This is a genomic window from Pseudomonas sp. IT-P294 (genome assembly GCF_949767865.1).
Taxonomy (GTDB): Bacteria; Pseudomonadota; Gammaproteobacteria; order Pseudomonadales; family Pseudomonadaceae; genus Aquipseudomonas.
In genome coordinates this window covers 222,846-239,822 of the sequence record NZ_CATKQW010000058.1, presented here as the reverse complement: position 1 = coordinate 239,822, position 16,977 = coordinate 222,846, and the positions used below count along the sequence as shown (strand labels likewise).

The following is a 16,977-nucleotide window of genomic DNA, read 5'->3' as shown; positions in this document are numbered from 1 at the left end:
GACCTCCTCTCGATGTGTTCGACTTCGTCGAACGGCGCTACGCGCCTACCCCCCAGATGAACGCCTCCACTCAGCCTGCCGAAGGGGCGGGTGGATCAAGATCAAGAGCTGCAGGCGAGCTACCGCTCGGCCTATTGAGTGGTGAGGGGCGGGCGGTGTACCTCGGTTTTTATTGTGGGAGCTAGCCTGCTAGCGATGGCGGCCTGGTAGCCGACCAGTCTCTTGCAGGTGTGCATCGAACCCTGTGGGAGCTGGCCTGCCAGCGATGAAGCCCTGCCAGCCGACCATTCTCTTCCAGCTACCCCACTGATCGTTCCCTACGCTCCGCGTGGGAATGCAGCCCGGGACGCTCCGCGTTCCAAAGGGACGGGCGGATCAAGATCAAGAGCTGCAGGCGAGCTACCGCTCGGCCTGTTGAGTGGTGAAGAGCGGGCGGTGTACTTCGGTTTTTATTGTGGGAGCTAGCTAGCTAGCCTGCTGGCGATGGCGGCCTGACAGCCGACCAGATTCTTGCAGTGTGCATCGAACCCTGTGGGAGCGGGCTTGCCCGCGATGGCGGTCTGACAGCCGACCAGTCTCTTTCAGGTGTGCCCGTTCCACTGTGGGAGCTGGCCTGCCAGCGATGACGTCCCGCCAACCGACTAATCTCCTGCTGATGTACATCGAACCCTGTGGGAGCGGGCTTGCTCTGGGCGGTGTTCCGACGATGGGGCCTCGCGTCTAGCCCGTCGCTTTCAGTAGATCACTGAGGCCGAATTGCAGGCATTAAAAAGGCGCGAACCTCACGGTGCGCGCCTTTTCGTTGCAGCTATATATCAGCTGCCCAGTGCCTTCGAGGCCAGCCAGAACAGGCCGGCCGACAGGGCCACTGTTGCTGGCAGGGTCAGAACCCAGGCCAGCAGGATGGTTTTGACGGTGCCGCCTTGCAGGCCGCTTTTGTTGGCGACCATGGTGCCGGCGACGCCGGAGGACAGGACGTGGGTGGTGGAGACCGGCAGGCTGAAGATGTTCGCCAGGCCGATCATGCACGCGGTGGTGATTTGTGCCGACATGCCTTGGGCATATGTCATGCCTTGCTTGCCGATCTTCTCGCCGATGGTCAGTACCACGCGTTTCCAGCCCACCATGGTCCCGAGGCCGAGGGCCAGGGCGACGGCCAGAATCACCCAGAATGGGGCGTATTCGGTGGTGGTGGTCAGGTCTTTGCGCAGTTTGTCCAGGTCAGCTTTTTCACGGGCTGCCAGGGTAGGCAATTTGCTGACTTTCTTCGCGGTGTCGTCCAGGCAGAGCAGGTAGCGACGCACTTCGATGCGGCTTTCCGATGGCAGCGAATGGTAGTCCGCTACACCTTTAAGGGTGCCGAGCAGGGCAGTGATGGTCGGTTCGGTCTGTTGCGGGTTGCAACGGAATTTCTCCGGCAGATCGCCTTCCACGCTTTTGCCCAGCGCCAGGAACTCGCCCAAGGTGTCAGAGTTGCGTTTGTAGAACTGGCTCAGGTGCAAGGTCGCATCGCGGGTGCGCTCGATCTGGTAAGTCGTGCTGCTCAGGTCGAGTACAAACTGCGCCGGCACGATACCGATCAGTACCAGCATGATCAGGCCGATACCTTTCTGACCGTCGTTGGAACCGTGCACGAAGCTCACGGCCATGGCCGAGATCACCAGTACCAGGCGGTTCCAGAACGGTGGGTGCTTCTTGTCGTCGAGCTTGCGGCGCTGGTCCGGTGTCTTGTGCATCTTGGACAGGGGACGCCACCATTTAAGGGCGATCAGCACCAGCGCGGCGACGATGAAACCTGCCAACGGCGAGAACACCAGGGAAGCACCGATATCGATCGCCTTCTGCCAGTTCACGCCATCGGCCAACGGAATATCGTTGATTAAGGCGTTCGCCAGGCCGACACCGAGGATCGAACCGATCAGGGTGTGGGAGCTGGAGGCGGGGATACCGAAGTACCAAGTGCCCAGGTTCCAGGTGATGGCGGCGGCGAGCAACGAGAACACCATGGCCAGTCCGTGACCGGTGTTCACATTGATCAGCAGTTCTACCGGCAGCAGGTGGACGATGGCATACGCCACGCCAACGCCGCCCAGCAGCACGCCGAGGAAGTTGAACACACCGGAAAAGAACACCGCCAGATGAGGCGGCATGGCTTTGGTGTAGATAACAGTGGCCACCGCGTTAGCGGTGTCATGAAAGCCGTTGATGAACTCGAAGGCGAGGACAAAGGCCAGGGCGAGCAAGAGGCTCACAAGCACCCAAGCATCTAGTCCGCTGAATAAATCGATCATGAAGGTTTTCTGACCCGGTCATAAGGGGGCGCGATTATGCCAGAAAAGACTGCTAATCGATGCACTTGCTGCTCATCGGTAACATTCTTCAATGAATTAGTTTGCGCTGATAGCTTATGACCCAGCTTTTTTCGGGGTTTTGCAAGTCGTTGAATTATTGAGGAAAGGCCACAGCCACAAGGGTTTCGCTCGGAAAGTCGAGAGGCTTGAACGCTTGTGTGAAATAGCTGAAAAGAGGGTCAGGCATGCGCCATTTGCCTCAACCGATGGGTGAGGTGGCCGCTGCCCGCTTGTAGCGGGCGCGAAAGGCACCATCCGTACAACCTGCTTTTAACAGGTGCAGATGCAGACCCCTTGGAAGTATTCAGGCCGAGGCAATCATGGCTCTTCGGCTTTGAGTTCCTTTTCCATCTTTTGCAATTCCTGGGTGAACGCCTGATCCTGAACGGTGGCGCGTTTACGCCAAGGCTTGCGCTCGGGTTCGGGCTGAGCGGCGTAGGTGGTGACTTCCCCGCCGTAAACTTCCTTGTAACGTTGTTCCTGGCGCTCAAGTTCCGCGCGCAGTTCGTCTTTCGTCACAGTGCTACCTGTATGAGTTGAGATAAATTCTGGTGAAACGCGCTGCGTGGATCTATTGACCACACTTGCCGAAAGGCCATGCCGGACAAGGCATCGTTTTACGGCAGGTGAACAATACTTCCATGTTGCAGGCGGCCACGGCACCAGAGAAAAACAGCTGACGTAGCATCAGTTACCTGTTTCAGCGCGCGCGTTGGTCGAGCATATGAAATGAGCGTCAAGCGTTTGCTGCGGGCAGCGACGGTAGAGTACCGGGCTGTCGAGTGGCGGAGTCGGCACGTAAAAACCGGTCACCACTGAGATCCATTATAGCGGTCGAACCGAAGAACACTATCTCCTCGGAGTTAAAAGTAGTTCACCGTGTGTGATTGTTTTGTTACTGGCAACTTTTGCGGCAACTACCCGTCGTTGAAGTCACTTGGCACCGATGTCTTTCTGGCGCCATAAAGTCGAGCAAGTTACGCCAATTACATCGCACCTTAAAGTCCGCGATCCAACAAGAATAAAAACATCTAGTGTCGACGTTAACATCAGGGCGCACGCCGGGCAGGCATTGCTTGTGGTCGATTGCGATTATCGGTCGATGGTTCGATAATCGCCCAATCTTGGCGGCCGATGGCTTGTGTGCAGAACCGGTAGCCGCTTGTAATAGCCGCTGATGTAGGAAAGGACCCGATATGAACGATCAAATGCGCAACTCCTTCGCTTCAGTGGCACCGCCAATCGTGGCCTCGCCCGCCAAGCGCATCCAGGCCCTGACCGGCGACCCGGATTTCATGACGTCCCTGGCCCGGGGACTCGCAGTGGTGCAAGCGTTCCAGGAGCGCAAGCGACACCTGACGATTGCCCAGATCAGTCACCGCACGGAAATTCCCCGCGCTGCTGTGCGACGTTGCCTGCATACCCTGATCAAACTCGGCTATGCCACTACTGACGGTCGCACCTATTCGCTGCTGCCCAAGGTGCTGACGCTGGGTCATGCCTATTTATCCTCCACGCCACTGGCGGTGTCCGCCCAGCCATATCTGGACCGCATGAGTGAACAGCTTCACGAGGCTTGCAACATGGCGACGCTGGAGGGCGACGACATTTTGTACATCGCGCGCTCGGCCACTACCCAGCGCCTGATTTCCGTGGACCTGTCGGTGGGGGGGAGATTGCCGGCCTATTGCACGTCCATGGGCAGGATTCTTCTCGCTGCGCTGGACGACACTTCGCTGCGCGAATACCTCGACCATGCCGAATTCCAGGCCAAGACCAGCCGAACCTTGCACACCCCTGAGGCGTTGCTCGAATGCCTGCAAGAAGTGCGGCAGCAAGGCTGGTGCATTGTCGATCAGGAACTGGAGCAAGGCCTGCGTTCCATTGCGGTTCCGGTGTACGACGCATCTGGTCAGGTCGTGGCCGCGCTGAACGTCAGCACCCACGCCGGACGGGTCAGCCGCAATGAACTGGAGCAACGTTTCCTGCCTGGTTTGCTGAGCGCCAGTCGCGACCTCAGCGCGCAACTGTTTGCCTGAGCCTTCTTCTAAGCTGTTCGATAAACGCACAGAGTCGCGTTTATCGAATTGACGCTCTTTCCCCGGGATCATTACTGTCGCGGCAGCGCCAGCCTTGGCTGGCACCTGTCCGACTGCGTTCTTGCGTGGAATAAAAATAATGAACCAGCCTCAGTCTGCTGTAGGAAACTGCCTCGACGTGCAGTCCTTCATCAATGCTCAACCCATTTCGCGCTACCAGTGGCGAGTGGTGATCCTGTGTTTTCTGATTGTCTTTCTCGATGGCCTCGACACGGCGGCGATGGGCTTCATCGCGCCGGCCCTGTCCCAGGATTGGGGCATCGACCGCGCCAGTCTCGGCCCGGTGATGAGTGCCGCGTTGATCGGCATGGTCTTTGGCGCACTGGGCTCCGGCCCGTTGGCTGACCGCTTCGGGCGAAAAGTCGTACTGGTCGGCGCGGTATTGCTGTTCGGCATCTTCAGCCTGGCGTCGGCCTACAGCACTAACGTTGATCAATTGCTAGTGCTGCGATTCCTGACGGGCCTGGGTCTGGGCGCCGGCATGCCAAACGCCACGACGTTGCTGTCGGAATACACCCCGGAGCGCAAAAAATCCCTGCTGGTGACCAGCATGTTCTGTGGCTTCAACCTCGGCATGGCCGGCGGCGGGTTTATCTCGGCCAAACTGATTCCTGCATTCGGCTGGCACAGCCTGCTGTTGATCGGCGGGATTCTGCCGCTGATCCTCGCCGTCGTATTGCTGTTCTGGTTGCCGGAATCGGCGCGTTACCTGGTCGTGCGCAATCGCGGCACCGACAAAGTGCGCAAGACCCTGGCTCCCATTGATCCGACCGTCGTCGCTCAGGCCTCGAGTTTCAGCGTGCCGGAACAAAAAACCGTGAAGGCGCGCAACGTGTTCGCGGTGATCTTCTCCGGCACCTACAGCACCGGCACCTTGTTGCTGTGGCTGACCTACTTCATGGGTCTGGTGATCGTTTACCTGTTGACCAGCTGGCTGCCGACGCTGATGCGTGACAGCGGCGCGAGCATGGAGCAAGCAGCTTTCATTGGTGCGTTGTTCCAGTTTGGCGGCGTGTTGAGCGCCGTGGGTGTGGGATGGGCGATGGACCGGTTCAATCCGCACAAGGTCATCGGCATTTTCTACCTGCTGGCCGGGGTGTTTGCCTACGCGGTAGGGCAGAGCCTGGGCAACATCACGCTCCTGGCGACCTTGGTACTGGTGGCCGGGATGTGCGTCAACGGCGCGCAGTCGGCGATGCCTTCGCTGGCGGCGCGGTTTTACCCGACGCAAGGGCGGGCGACCGGCGTCTCGTGGATGCTGGGGATTGGTCGTTTCGGCGCGATCCTCGGGGCCTGGATGGGCGCGACGTTGCTGGGCCTGGGCTGGAATTTCGAGCAAGTGCTGACGGCGCTGGTGATTCCCGCAGCCGTGGCGACCACCGCCGTGGTGATCAAGGGCATGGTCAGTCATGCGGATGCGACCTGACGGTATATGAGCGTTACCTGATCGTTCCCACGTCGAGGCGTCGAACCGTCCGCGTGGGAATGCCTCAAATGGGCGCTCTGCGTCCGCTTTTGGGACGCTGAGCGTCCCGGGCTGCATTCCCACGCAGAGTGGGAACGCTCAAGTCGACGATCGGTAGCCAAACAACAATCTGTTCGATAAACGAACACTCAGTCGATTATCGGATTGTTTGGCGTTTTGCGCAGGCTTAATCTTCAGTCATTCCGGCGCAGCGCATCGCGCCTTTTTCTTCCACTGTCGGTTAATAAAAAACGGGAGCCTGCCCCATGGCTGAAATCCTTTCGCTGCACGACGCGGTGAAGCAATTCGTTAACGACGGCGATACTGTCGCGCTCGAAGGCTTCACTCACCTGATCCCTACGGCGGCGGGTCATGAAATCATTCGTCAGGGCAAGAAAGATCTGACGCTGGTACGAATGACGCCTGACCTGATCTACGACCAGTTGATCGGCGCCGGTTGTGCTCGCAAGCTGATTTTCTCCTGGGGCGGCAACCCGGGCGTCGGCTCGCTGCACCGTCTGCGTGATGCGGTCGAGAAGCAGTGGCCGCATGCGCTGGAAATCGAAGAGCACAGCCACGCCGACCTGGCCAATGCCTACGTCGCGGGTGCCTCCGGCCTGCCATTCGCGGTGCTGCGGGCCTACGCCGGCTCCGACCTGCCGAAGGTCAACCCGCTGATCAAAACCGTGACCTGCCCATTCACCGGTGAAGTGTTGGCCGCCGTACCTTCGGTGCGCCCGGACATCACCGTGATCCACGCACAGAAAGCCGACCGCAAAGGCAACGTGCTGTTGTGGGGCATTCTCGGTGTGCAGAAAGAAGCTGCGCTGGCCGCCAAGCGTTGCATCGTGACCGTTGAAGAAATCGTTGACGACCTCAACGCACCGATGAACTCCTGTGTGCTGCCGACCTGGGCCTTGAGCGCGGTCTGCCACGTCCCTGGCGGTGCGCATCCGTCCTACGCCCATGGGTACAACGAGCGCGACAACCGTTTCTACCAGGCTTGGGACCCGATTGCCCGCGACCGTGAAACCTTCACCGCGTGGATCAACGAATACATCCACGGCTGCGCTGACTTCAGCGAGTTCCAGGCCAAGCTGGCCGCTGCTTCGGAGGCCAAGTAATGACTTACACCACCAATGAAATGATGACCGTCGCCGCCGCCCGCCGCCTGAAAAACGGTTCAGTGTGCTTCGTCGGCATCGGCTTGCCATCGAAAGCGGCCAACCTGGCGCGCCTGACCTCTTCGCCGGATGTCGTCCTGATCTACGAATCGGGTCCGATTGGTGCCAAGCCAAGCGTACTGCCGCTGTCGATCGGCGACGGCGAATTGGCGGAAACCGCCGACACGGTCGTCCCGACCGGTGAGATTTTTCGCTATTGGTTGCAGGGCGGGCGCATTGACGTCGGTTTCCTCGGCGCCGCGCAAGTTGACCGCTTCGGCAACATCAACACCACTGTGGTTGGCGATTACCACGCACCGAAAGTCCGCCTGCCGGGTGCTGGCGGTGCGCCGGAGATCGCCGGTTCGGCCAAAAGCGTGCTGATCATTCTCAAGCAGTCGGCGCGTTCCTTCGTCGACAAACTCGACTTCATTACGTCGGTCGGCCACGGCGAGGGCGGTGATTCACGCAAGCGTCTCGGCCTGCCGGGCGCTGGCCCAGTCGGCATCATTACCGACCTGTGCATCATGGAACCGGAAGCCGGCACCCATGAATTCGTGGTCACCGCACTGCACCCGGGCGTGACCCGCGAGCAAGTGACCGCCGCCACCGGCTGGGCGATTCGCTTCGCCGAGACGGTGGAAAACACCGCCGAGCCGACCGAGGTCGAATTGAAGGCGCTCAGGGATCTGGAAGCCCGCACAGCCGCCGCCCACGGCCAAGCACCCGGAGAAGCGTGATGCGTGACGTTTATATCTGCGACGCGATTCGCACCCCCATCGGCCGTTTCGGCGGTGGCCTCGCGGCGGTGCGCGCCGACGACCTCGCCGCTGTGCCGATCAAGGCGCTGATGGAGCGCAATCCGTCGGTGGACTGGAACGCGGTCGACGAAGTGTTCCTCGGCTGCGCTAACCAGGCCGGTGAAGACAACCGCAACGTGGCGCGTATGGCGCTGCTGTTGGCGGGGCTGCCGGAAACCATTCCGGGCGTGACCCTCAACCGTCTCTGCGCTTCCGGGATGGATGCCATCGGCACCGCGTTCCGCGCCATCGCCAGCGGTGAAATGGAGTTGGCGATTGCCGGTGGCGTCGAATCGATGTCCCGCGCGCCGTTCGTGATGGGCAAGGCTGATGCGGCGTTCTCGCGCAACATGAAGCTGGAAGACACCACCATCGGCTGGCGTTTCATCAATCCGTTGATGAAAGCCCAATACGGTGTCGATGCGATGCCGCAGACCGCCGACAACGTGGCTGACGATTACCAAGTGTCCCGTGAAGATCAGGACGCTTTCGCGTTGCGCAGCCAGCAACGGACAGCCGCCGCGCAAGCTGCAGGATTTTTCGCTGAAGAAATCGTTGAAGTGCGAATTGCCCACAAGAAAGGGGAAACCGTCGTCAGTCAGGATGAGCATCCGCGCGCCGACACCACCCTGGAAACCCTGGCCAAACTGAAACCGGTCAATGGTCCCGATAAAACGGTCACTGCCGGTAACGCATCGGGTGTGAACGATGGTGCCGCAGCGCTGATCCTGGCGTCGGCGGAAGCAGTGAAAAAACACGGCCTGACTGCTCGCGCCAAAGTGCTGGGCATGGCGAGCGCCGGCGTAGCGCCTCGGGTCATGGGCATCGGCCCGGTCCCGGCGGTGCGCAAACTGACCGAACGCCTCGGTGTGGCCGTCAGCGATTTCGACGTGATCGAACTCAACGAAGCGTTCGCCAGCCAGGGCCTGGCGGTGCTGCGCGAACTGGGGCTGGCGGATGACGCGCCGCAGGTCAACCCGAACGGTGGCGCCATTGCTCTGGGCCATCCACTGGGCATGAGCGGTGCGCGCCTGGTGCTGACCGCGTTGCATCAGTTGGAAAAAACCGGTGGCAAGAAAGGTCTGGCGACCATGTGCGTCGGCGTCGGCCAAGGTCTGGCCTTGGCGATCGAACGCGTCTGACGCGCAGCAGTGACAATAAGAACAGAGGAAAGCGAAATGACTGACAAGCCTGGTTACCGCCGTCCGCAGGAAGGCACTCAGCCTGATTACCTGCACCCGGCCTATCAATCCACCAACCGTCGCTCGCCGTCCAAGCCGTTGGTGTTCTTGCCCCATTCGCTGTCGGAAATCACCGGCCCGACAGTCGGTGCAGAGCGCGTCAACGAGAAGGACAACGACCTGACGTCCCAACACAAGGGCGAGCCCTTGGGTGAACGCATCATCATTCATGGCCGTGTGCTGGATGAAAACGGTCTTCCCGTGCCGGGGATTCTGGTGGAGATCTGGCAGGCCAATGCCGCCGGCCGCTACAACCACGACCGCGACCTGCACGATGCGCCGCTGGACCCGAACTTCACCGGGACTGGCCGCACCGTGACCGACGCCGATGGCTGGTATCAATTCCAGACCATCAAGCCCGGTGCCTACCCGTGGGGCAACCACCACAATGCCTGGCGCCCGGCGCACATCCATTTCTCGCTGTTCGGACCGAGCATCCTGACGCGTCTGGTCACGCAAATGTATTTTCCGGGTGACCCGCTGCTGGCTTACGACCCGATCTATAACTGCGTGCCCGACACCAGCGCCAAAGAGCGCTTGATCGCCAGTTTCGACCTGGAAAAAACCATCCCTTCCTATGCCCTCGGTTATCGCTGGGACATCGTCTTGCGCGGCCGCGATGCCACGCCGATGGAGAAATAAGATGACGCTGACTGCGACTACGTCCCACACCGTCGGACCTTACTACCACATCGGCCTGACTTGGCTGAACCGCGAAAACCTGACCGTCGAACAGACCCTGGGCGAGCGCGTGGCGATCACCGGGCAAGTCATCGATGGCAATGGCGATATCGTCAACGACGCGATGCTGGAAATCTGGCAGGCCAATGCTGCCGGCAAGTATGACCACCCGGAAGACGATCAGGACAAACCCCTGGACCCCAACTTTGAAGGCTTTGGCCGGGTGCCGGTGGATGCTGAAGGGCGCTTTCGTTTCACCACGATCAAGCCTGGAACCGTGGAGGGGCTGAAGGGCTCGACTCAGGCGCCGCATCTGGTTGTGCTGGTGTTTGCTCGCGGGTTGGTCAAGCACCTGCTGACGCGGATTTATTTTGACGGCGAACCGGCCAATGTGGCTGATCCGCTGCTCGAATGTGTGCCGGCTGACCGCCGCGGCACGTTGCTGGCGAAGCAAGATGCGAGCGGTGTTTACCAGTGGAACGTGATCTTGCAGGGCACCGACGCCGAGACGGTGTTCTTCGATTATTGATTGATCACCGCAACCCCTGTGGGAGCAAGCTCGCTCCCACAGGGGAAATGTGTTGCTGATCTATCTGCGGAACGGGACTGTTGCGAAGTATGTCTAGACTCTCACTGTCCCCATTGAGTAAAAAAACAATGACAACACCCACGGCTACCCCCGTTCATTACACCGGCGAAGAGCGCAGCAAGCGGATCTTCGCCATTGTCGGTGCCTCGTCCGGCAACCTCGTGGAATGGTTCGACTTCTACGTGTATGCCTTTTGCGCGATCTATTTCGCCCCGGCCTTTTTCCCGTCCGATAACCCGACGGTGCAGCTGGTCAACACGGCGGGCGTGTTCGCCGCCGGGTTCCTGATGCGGCCCATCGGCGGCTGGATTTTCGGCCGGGTGGCGGATAAGCACGGGCGCAAGAATTCGATGCTGATCTCGATTCTGATGATGTGCTTCGGTTCGTTGCTTGTCGCTTGCCTGCCGACCTACAAGGACATCGGCGTCTGGGCACCGATCCTGCTGTTGTTCGCGCGCTTGCTCCAGGGCCTGTCGGTGGGCGGCGAGTACGGCACCACCGCAACTTACATGAGTGAAGTGGCCCTCAAGGGCCAGCGCGGGTTCTTCGCCTCGTTCCAGTACGTGACGCTGATTGGCGGCCAACTGTTGGCGGTGTCGCTGGTGGTGATCCTGCAACAGTTCCTCACCGAAGATGACTTGCGTGCCTACGGCTGGCGGATCCCGTTTGTGGTCGGTGCGGCGGCGGCCCTGATTTCGCTGTTCCTGCGTCGTTCGCTGAAGGAAACCACCAGCAAGGAAATGCGTGAAAACAAGGACGCCGGCAGCATCGCCGCGTTGTTCCGCGATCACAAGGCAGCCTTTATCACCGTGCTCGGTTACACCGCCGGTGGCTCGCTGATTTTCTACACCTTCACGACGTACATGCAGAAGTACCTGGTGAACACCGCCGGCATGCAGGCCAAGACCGCCAGCTACATCATGACCGGCGCGCTGTTCCTTTATATGTGCATGCAGCCGCTGTTTGGCATGCTCGCGGACAAGATCGGCCGTCGTAATTCCATGCTCTGGTTCGGCGCCCTCGGGACGCTGTTCACCGTGCCGATCCTGCTTAGCCTGAAAAGTGTCAGCAGCCCGTTCCTGGCCTTTGTGCTGATTACCGTAGCGCTGGCGATCGTCAGTTTCTACACCTCTATCAGTGGCCTGGTAAAAGCCGAGATGTTCCCGCCCGAAGTGCGCGCGCTGGGTGTCGGTCTGGCGTACGCGGTGGCCAACGCGATCTTCGGCGGTTCGGCGGAGTACGTGGCCCTGAGCCTCAAGGCCGGCGGCATGGAAAACTCCTTCTACTGGTACGTGACGGTGATGATGGCGGTGGCGTTCCTGTTCAGCCTGCGCTTACCGAAACAGGCCAAATACCTGCACCACGACCTTTGATCTATCCGCGTGGGCCACATCGGCCCACGCCTTCAGGGATTGTTTATGAACCAGCGACCGGGCAATCAATTGTTCGATGCCTATTTCACTGCCCGCGACATGCGTGAAGTGTTCTGCGATCAAGGCCGGGTTCAGGCCATGCTTGATGTCGAAGCGGCATTGGCGCGAGCGCAAGCACAAGTCGGCTTGATTCCGCACACCGCTGTCGCGCCTATTGAAGCGGCCTGTCAGGCCGGGTTTTATGATTTTGCCGCACTGGGCGAGGCGATTGCCACGGCCGGTAATTCGGCGATTCCGCTGGTCAAGGCATTGGGCAAGCAAGTTGCCGCCAGCGATGCCGAGGCCGAGCGTTACGTGCATCTGGGCGCCACCAGTCAGGACGTCATGGACACCGGTCTGGTGTTGCAACTGCGCCAGGCACTGGCGTTGATCGAACGAGACCTGGCGCAGCTGGGCGAAACGTTGGCGACCCAAGCGTTGCGCTACGTCGCCACACCGCTGGCTGGCCGCACCTGGTTACAACACGCGACGCCCGTCACCCTAGGCATGAAAATCGCCGGCTGGCTGGGCGCTGTCAGCCGCAGCCGACAACGACTGCAAGAACTCAAGCCGCGCCTGTTGGTGCTGCAATTCGGCGGCGCTTCCGGGACCCTCGCGGCCCTCGGCGACCAGGCGATGCCGATTGCCGAAGCCTTGGCCGGTGAGCTGCAACTGACGTTGCCGGAGCAACCCTGGCACACCCAGCGTGATCGGCTGGTGGAGTTCGGCGCGGTGCTGGGTTTGATCGCCGGCAGCCTCGGCAAGCTCGGCCGTGACATCAGCCTGTTGATGCAGACCGAAGCGGGGGAGGTGTTCGAACCCGCGGCGCCGGGCAAGGGCGGTTCCTCGACCATGCCGCACAAACGCAACCCCGTGGGCGCGGCGGTGCTGATCGGCGCGGCCACTCGCGTACCCGGTTTGCTCTCGACCTTGTTCAGCGCGATGCCTCAGGAACACGAGCGCAGCCTGGGCCTGTGGCATGCCGAGTGGGAAACCCTGCCGGAGATTTGCTGCCTGGTGTCGGGCAGCCTGAAACAGGCGTTGCTGGTGGCCGATGCTCTGGAAGTGGACGCCGAGCGCATGGCCCGCAACCTCGACCTGACCCAGGGCCTGGTGCTCGCCGAAGCGGTGAGCATCGTCCTGGCCCAGCGGGTCGGCCGCGATACTGCACACCATTTGCTGGAACAGTGCTGCAAACGCGCCGTGGCGCAACAGTGTCATCTGCGCGCAGTACTGGGCGAGGAACCGCAAGTGACCGCGCAGCTTTCTGCCGCTGAACTGGATCGTCTGATGGACCCCGCCAACTACCTCGGCCAGGCCCATACCTGGGTCGAGCGAGCGGTGGCTGAACATTCCGCATTGACTGCCTGAAGGAGACTGCTGTGGCTTTCGTACAACTCGCCGATGGCGAACTGCACTACCAAATTCAAGGGCCGGTAGACGCGCCCGTACTGGTGTTGTCCAACTCTCTGGGCACCAACCTGCACATGTGGGACGCGCAAATGGCGGCGTTCGCCGAGCATTTTCGTGTGCTGCGTTTCGACACTCGCGGGCATGGCCAATCGCTGGTGACGCCGGGGCCGTACAGCATCGAGCAACTGGGGCATGACGTGCTGGCGCTGCTGGATGCGCTGAACATTGAGCGCGCACATTTCTGTGGGTTGTCGATGGGCGGTTTGATCGGCCAGTGGCTGGGGATCAATGCCGGCGAACGCCTGCATAAACTGGTGGTGTGCAACACCGCCGCGAAAATCGGCGATCCGTCGGTGTGGAACCCACGGATCGAAACCGTATTGCGTGACGGTCCGGCCGCGATGGTCGCGTTGCGTGATGCGTCGATTGCGCGCTGGTTCACCGCGGATTTTGCCCAAGCCAATCCAGCGGTGGCGAAGCAGATCACCGACATGCTCGCGGCCACCTCGCCTGAAGGTTATGCGGCCAATTGCGCCGCGGTGCGCGACGCCGATTTCCGTGACCAGTTGTCCTCGATCAAGGTGCCGATGCTGGTCATCGCCGGCACCGAAGACGCGGTCACGCCGCCGTCCGGCGGGCACTTCATTCAGGAGCACGTGCAGGGCGCCGAGTACGCCGAGTTCTACGCTGCGCACTTGTCCAACGTCCAGGCCGGCGACGCTTTCAGCGTGCGGGTGTTGGCATTTCTGGCAGGCCACTGAGGATTTTCTTTTGGACGAGAAACAACGTTACGACGAAGGCCTGAAAGTTCGTCGCGCGGTGTTGGGCGATGCCCACGTCGACCGCAGCCTGAACGCCCTGACCGAGTTCAACTCGGAGTTCCAGGAGATGATCACCCGCCACGCGTGGGGCGACATCTGGACCCGTCCGGGCCTGCCGCGCCACACCCGCAGCCTCATCACGATTGCCATGCTGATCGGCATGAACCGCAACGAAGAGCTCAAGTTGCACCTGCGCGCCGCCGCCAACAACGGCGTGACGCGAGGCGAGATCAAGGAAGTGATCATGCAGAGCGCGATCTACTGCGGGATTCCGGCGGCCAATGCGACGTTCCATTTGGCTGAGTCGGTGTGGGATGAGCTGGGAGTCGAGTCTCGGGAGTGATCATTGGGATTTATGTTGCTTGACCTGCCGCCTTCGTCGGAAGGCGGCCCGTCAGCTTGCATCAATGCTAAGAGTCAAACCGTAGCGACAATGAAAATCCGCTTGAACGGAAACAGCGTGCGCCCATCGCTCTCATGCGGGTAATGCGCATGCACCCGCATCATGAAGTGGTAAATGAATCGCGCCTGTTCGTTATCCTTCAACGCATGCATCACCGACCGCAAAGCTGACACCTTGATCCAGTCATAGATCGGCGACTTGCCGTCAACGACCTGCAACTGTTCGGTCTCCCAGATATCCAGCGTACGGGTGATGGGCGAGAGCAACCGGTGATAACTTTCCAACGACAGTAACGGCCGCGCAGCCAGGGCCTCGCGCAGTTGCAGCGTGCCCAGCGGTTTGCCCTCGGGGCCGCCATCGTCAAGGGTGTCCAGCATCAGCTGATACCACACCGCGTCCCGCCAGTCGGGCATGTGCGCCGCCAGACAACCGTCCGGATTGAGATAACCCAGCAGGCGCGGCAGCAGGTGTTCGTGATCGCCGATGAAATGCAGCACAGCGGCGGCAAAGAGCAGATCGGCAGGTTGCTCTGGTTGCCAGGTTTGTAGATCGCACTGCTTCCAGTGCGCCTTGATCGGTAAACACTTGGCTTCCTGAAGCATTTGCTCCGAACAGTCGACACCCATGAGGTGCGCGCGGGGCCAACGCTTGGCCAGTACTTGCGTGGCAATGCCAGTGCCACAACCCAGGTCATAAATGCGTGTGGGGTGTTGGAGTTCGACACGGTCGAGCAGCTCGTTAACCGGCCGTTGTCGAAGCCTTGAGAATTGCTGGTAGGCCTTGGCGTCCCAGTCGGTTTTGGCATTGCATGTTGGCTGCAGGTCGGTGCTCATGAGGTTGTCCTCTCTGGCGATTCAAAGTTGTCTTCCAATGACGTTGAGGGTTTTAAGTAAAAACCCCACACCTCTTCGCGTATCGGGCTCGCGCAACAGTTTCAGCAGTTGATAAAAGCCGGGGGGCTGCTCGTTTTCTGCACTGTCGGCTTTTGCCGCACGCACGGCGTTGCTGACAGTCCAGGTGGCCGCTGTGGCGTTCTCGAAAAGCTGAGCCAGTTTTTCCACCATCGGGGCGTCCAGCAAATCGACGATGTCGCTGACCAGCGACAGCAGGTCTATCAGGTTGTCTACCCGACCACTGTCAATCAGTGGTTTGAGCTTCGCCATCAGTGCGGACTCATTGGCTACTTCCATCACATTCACTCCTCCCTGTGCAGGGTCAAAGCATTCCACGGGCGACCGCCCAGTACAGACCGCGATTGAATCCGTTTCTGAGTAAACCGCCGAGTTTGGTGGGAGGTGTCGGCAGAACATCGTGGCAGTAGTCATACCAAAGCGGCATTCCCGCATTCAGGCCCATTTGTGCCACGGCCTGAACTCGTCCGTCGTACACGGCAATGGGGGAGCCCAGTCGAATTTCGCCGGCGATATTGTTGGCAATCACAGGTGCCTGGTTATGGCAGGCGCCGCCGGCTTTACTCACAGGCAGGTCGACGGTGTCACCGATGACATAGACGTTTTCCAGGCCATAGACCTGCAACGTTTCATGGTGGGTCGGCAACCAGCCTTCGTTGTTGGGAGCGTGTGATGCGCCACACTCCAGCACGGCGTCCACGGCCCGGATCGGTGGGGTCGCCATGAGGATGTCGAACGGTTGTTCCTCACCTTCTTCGGAGTAGGCCATTTTCTTGTCGGGATCGACCCGCTTCAGGGTGAAGCCGCGTTTGAAACGGATGTTTTTCTGCTCAAAAATGCCTGGCAGAATTTCTCCGGTCGGCCGTTGCAGGAACAGACAGTTGCGCATTAATTGCGCGGTTGTCGGGTAGGTGTAGACGATCTCTACATGATTGCGCACGCCCCTGCGTCGCAAGTAGTCATCCAGCATCAAGGTGGTTTCAACGGGGGCGATTCCGCATTGATGCGGGACATTCGGCGTTTGCGGGAACGACACCGTGATAAAGATACGACCTTTCTGGATCGTGCTCAGGCGTTGCGCCAGTTGCCGGGCGGGCTTGTACTGATAGAAATGGTCACCCGCTTCCTTCAAACCTTCGATGCGTTCCGGCGCCGGTACGCAACCGGTGGCAATGACTAAAAAATCATAGCCGTATTGCTTGCCGCTGCGGGTGTACAGATGTTGGCGGTTGAAATCGAAACGAGTGACTTCCTCAACGTGAAACTCGATTTCCGGACGCAGCAGTGAGCGTTCCGGACGCTTGAGTTCTTCCTGAAAAAACAGGTTGAACGCCACATACATGAAGGCAGGTTTATAGAAGTGATCGGGGGAATTGGACAGCAGTGCAATCGAGACTTCGCCGCGCAGGATTTCTGGATACAGCTTGCTGGCCAATTGATTGGCCAACAGGGTTCCACCGACGCCGCCACCGACGATAACTATTCGCTTGCTCATACCTGACCTCCGAGGTCATGGCAGCTTCGCGTACAGCATCCGGAGATAACGGAAGGAAACAGGGGCTCCTACATCAGGGCTGGAGAATTAAACACGCAAGTTGACTGTATCTGCCAGCGTGCAAATCGCCAGT

The 16,977-nt window shown here is 60.0% G+C and carries 16 protein-coding genes; 11 read left to right on the top strand and 5 right to left on the bottom strand.

Annotated features, from left to right (window positions below; translation table 11 throughout):
- Positions 1-815 precede the first annotated feature (815 nt).
- Positions 816-2,291 (bottom strand): inorganic phosphate transporter, encoded by a 1,476-nt coding sequence (locus tag ACM6I0_RS29980; RefSeq protein ID WP_285430184.1) that lies wholly within the window; start codon positions 2,289-2,291, stop codon positions 816-818.
- Between the two features lie 378 nt (positions 2,292-2,669).
- Positions 2,670-2,870 carry a hypothetical protein gene (locus tag ACM6I0_RS29975; RefSeq protein ID WP_007935837.1) on the bottom strand — a complete coding sequence of 67 codons (201 nt, stop codon included), beginning with the start codon at positions 2,868-2,870 and terminating at the stop codon, positions 2,670-2,672.
- Positions 2,871-3,547: 677 nt separating this feature from the next.
- Here ACM6I0_RS29975 and pcaR point away from each other — a divergent pair.
- The 11 genes from pcaR to pcaC all read left to right on the top strand — a co-directional run bounded on the left by pcaR (position 3,548) and on the right by pcaC (position 14,378).
- The gene (gene pcaR / locus ACM6I0_RS29970) at positions 3,548-4,390 is read left to right on the top strand and encodes a pca regulon transcriptional regulator PcaR (RefSeq protein WP_010462552.1); all 843 of its coding nucleotides are present in this window, start codon (positions 3,548-3,550) and stop codon (positions 4,388-4,390) included.
- A gap of 139 nt (positions 4,391-4,529) precedes the next feature.
- On the top strand, positions 4,530-5,876 hold the full coding sequence (locus tag ACM6I0_RS29965; RefSeq protein WP_414923961.1) for an MFS transporter: 1,347 nt from the start codon (positions 4,530-4,532) through the stop codon (positions 5,874-5,876).
- A gap of 305 nt (positions 5,877-6,181) precedes the next feature.
- Positions 6,182-7,039: a CoA transferase subunit A gene (locus tag ACM6I0_RS29960; RefSeq protein WP_007947285.1), complete on the top strand. Its 858-nt coding sequence runs from the start codon at positions 6,182-6,184 to the stop codon at positions 7,037-7,039.
- Positions 7,039-7,818 (top strand): CoA-transferase subunit beta, encoded by a 780-nt coding sequence (locus ACM6I0_RS29955; protein WP_017336838.1) that lies wholly within the window; start codon positions 7,039-7,041, stop codon positions 7,816-7,818. Before ACM6I0_RS29960 ends, ACM6I0_RS29955 begins: the two co-directional genes overlap by 1 nt.
- Positions 7,815-9,020: a 3-oxoadipyl-CoA thiolase gene (gene pcaF / locus ACM6I0_RS29950; RefSeq protein ID WP_414923960.1), complete on the top strand. Its 1,206-nt coding sequence runs from the start codon at positions 7,815-7,817 to the stop codon at positions 9,018-9,020. The genes ACM6I0_RS29955 and pcaF overlap by 4 nt, the downstream gene beginning before the upstream one ends.
- A 36-nt stretch (positions 9,021-9,056) precedes the next feature.
- Entirely contained in the window at positions 9,057-9,761 is a 705-nt protein-coding gene (gene pcaH / locus ACM6I0_RS29945) for a protocatechuate 3,4-dioxygenase subunit beta (RefSeq protein WP_285430179.1), read from the top strand.
- A gap of 1 nt (position 9,762) precedes the next feature.
- A complete protein-coding gene (gene pcaG / locus ACM6I0_RS29940; RefSeq protein WP_414923959.1) occupies positions 9,763-10,329 on the top strand; it encodes a protocatechuate 3,4-dioxygenase subunit alpha in 567 nt (188 codons plus the stop codon).
- A 128-nt stretch (positions 10,330-10,457) separates the two neighbouring features.
- Positions 10,458-11,762: an MFS family transporter gene (locus ACM6I0_RS29935; RefSeq protein WP_285430177.1), complete on the top strand. Its 1,305-nt coding sequence runs from the start codon at positions 10,458-10,460 to the stop codon at positions 11,760-11,762.
- Positions 11,763-11,807: 45 nt separating this feature from the next.
- Positions 11,808-13,172 (top strand): 3-carboxy-cis,cis-muconate cycloisomerase, encoded by a 1,365-nt coding sequence (locus tag ACM6I0_RS29930; protein WP_414923958.1) that lies wholly within the window; start codon positions 11,808-11,810, stop codon positions 13,170-13,172.
- A gap of 11 nt (positions 13,173-13,183) precedes the next feature.
- On the top strand, positions 13,184-13,975 hold the full coding sequence (pcaD, locus tag ACM6I0_RS29925; RefSeq protein ID WP_414923957.1) for a 3-oxoadipate enol-lactonase: 792 nt from the start codon (positions 13,184-13,186) through the stop codon (positions 13,973-13,975).
- Positions 13,976-13,985: 10 nt separating this feature from the next.
- Entirely contained in the window at positions 13,986-14,378 is a 393-nt protein-coding gene (pcaC, locus tag ACM6I0_RS29920; RefSeq protein ID WP_008147336.1) for a 4-carboxymuconolactone decarboxylase, read from the top strand.
- A gap of 74 nt (positions 14,379-14,452) precedes the next feature.
- On the opposite strand, the gene ACM6I0_RS29915 is transcribed toward pcaC, so the two are convergent.
- Genes ACM6I0_RS29915 through ACM6I0_RS29905 form a run of 3 tightly spaced genes read right to left on the bottom strand, consistent with a single transcriptional unit; the run spans position 14,453 to position 16,844 of the window.
- Entirely contained in the window at positions 14,453-15,271 is an 819-nt protein-coding gene (locus ACM6I0_RS29915; protein WP_414923956.1) for a methyltransferase domain-containing protein, read from the bottom strand.
- A gap of 21 nt (positions 15,272-15,292) precedes the next feature.
- Positions 15,293-15,628, bottom strand: coding sequence for a DUF1641 domain-containing protein (locus tag ACM6I0_RS29910; protein ID WP_414923983.1), 336 nt, complete (start codon positions 15,626-15,628; stop codon positions 15,293-15,295).
- 25 nt (positions 15,629-15,653) lie between these two features.
- On the bottom strand, positions 15,654-16,844 hold the full coding sequence (locus ACM6I0_RS29905) for an FAD/NAD(P)-binding oxidoreductase (protein ID WP_414923955.1): 1,191 nt from the start codon (positions 16,842-16,844) through the stop codon (positions 15,654-15,656).
- Positions 16,845-16,977 lie beyond the last annotated feature (133 nt).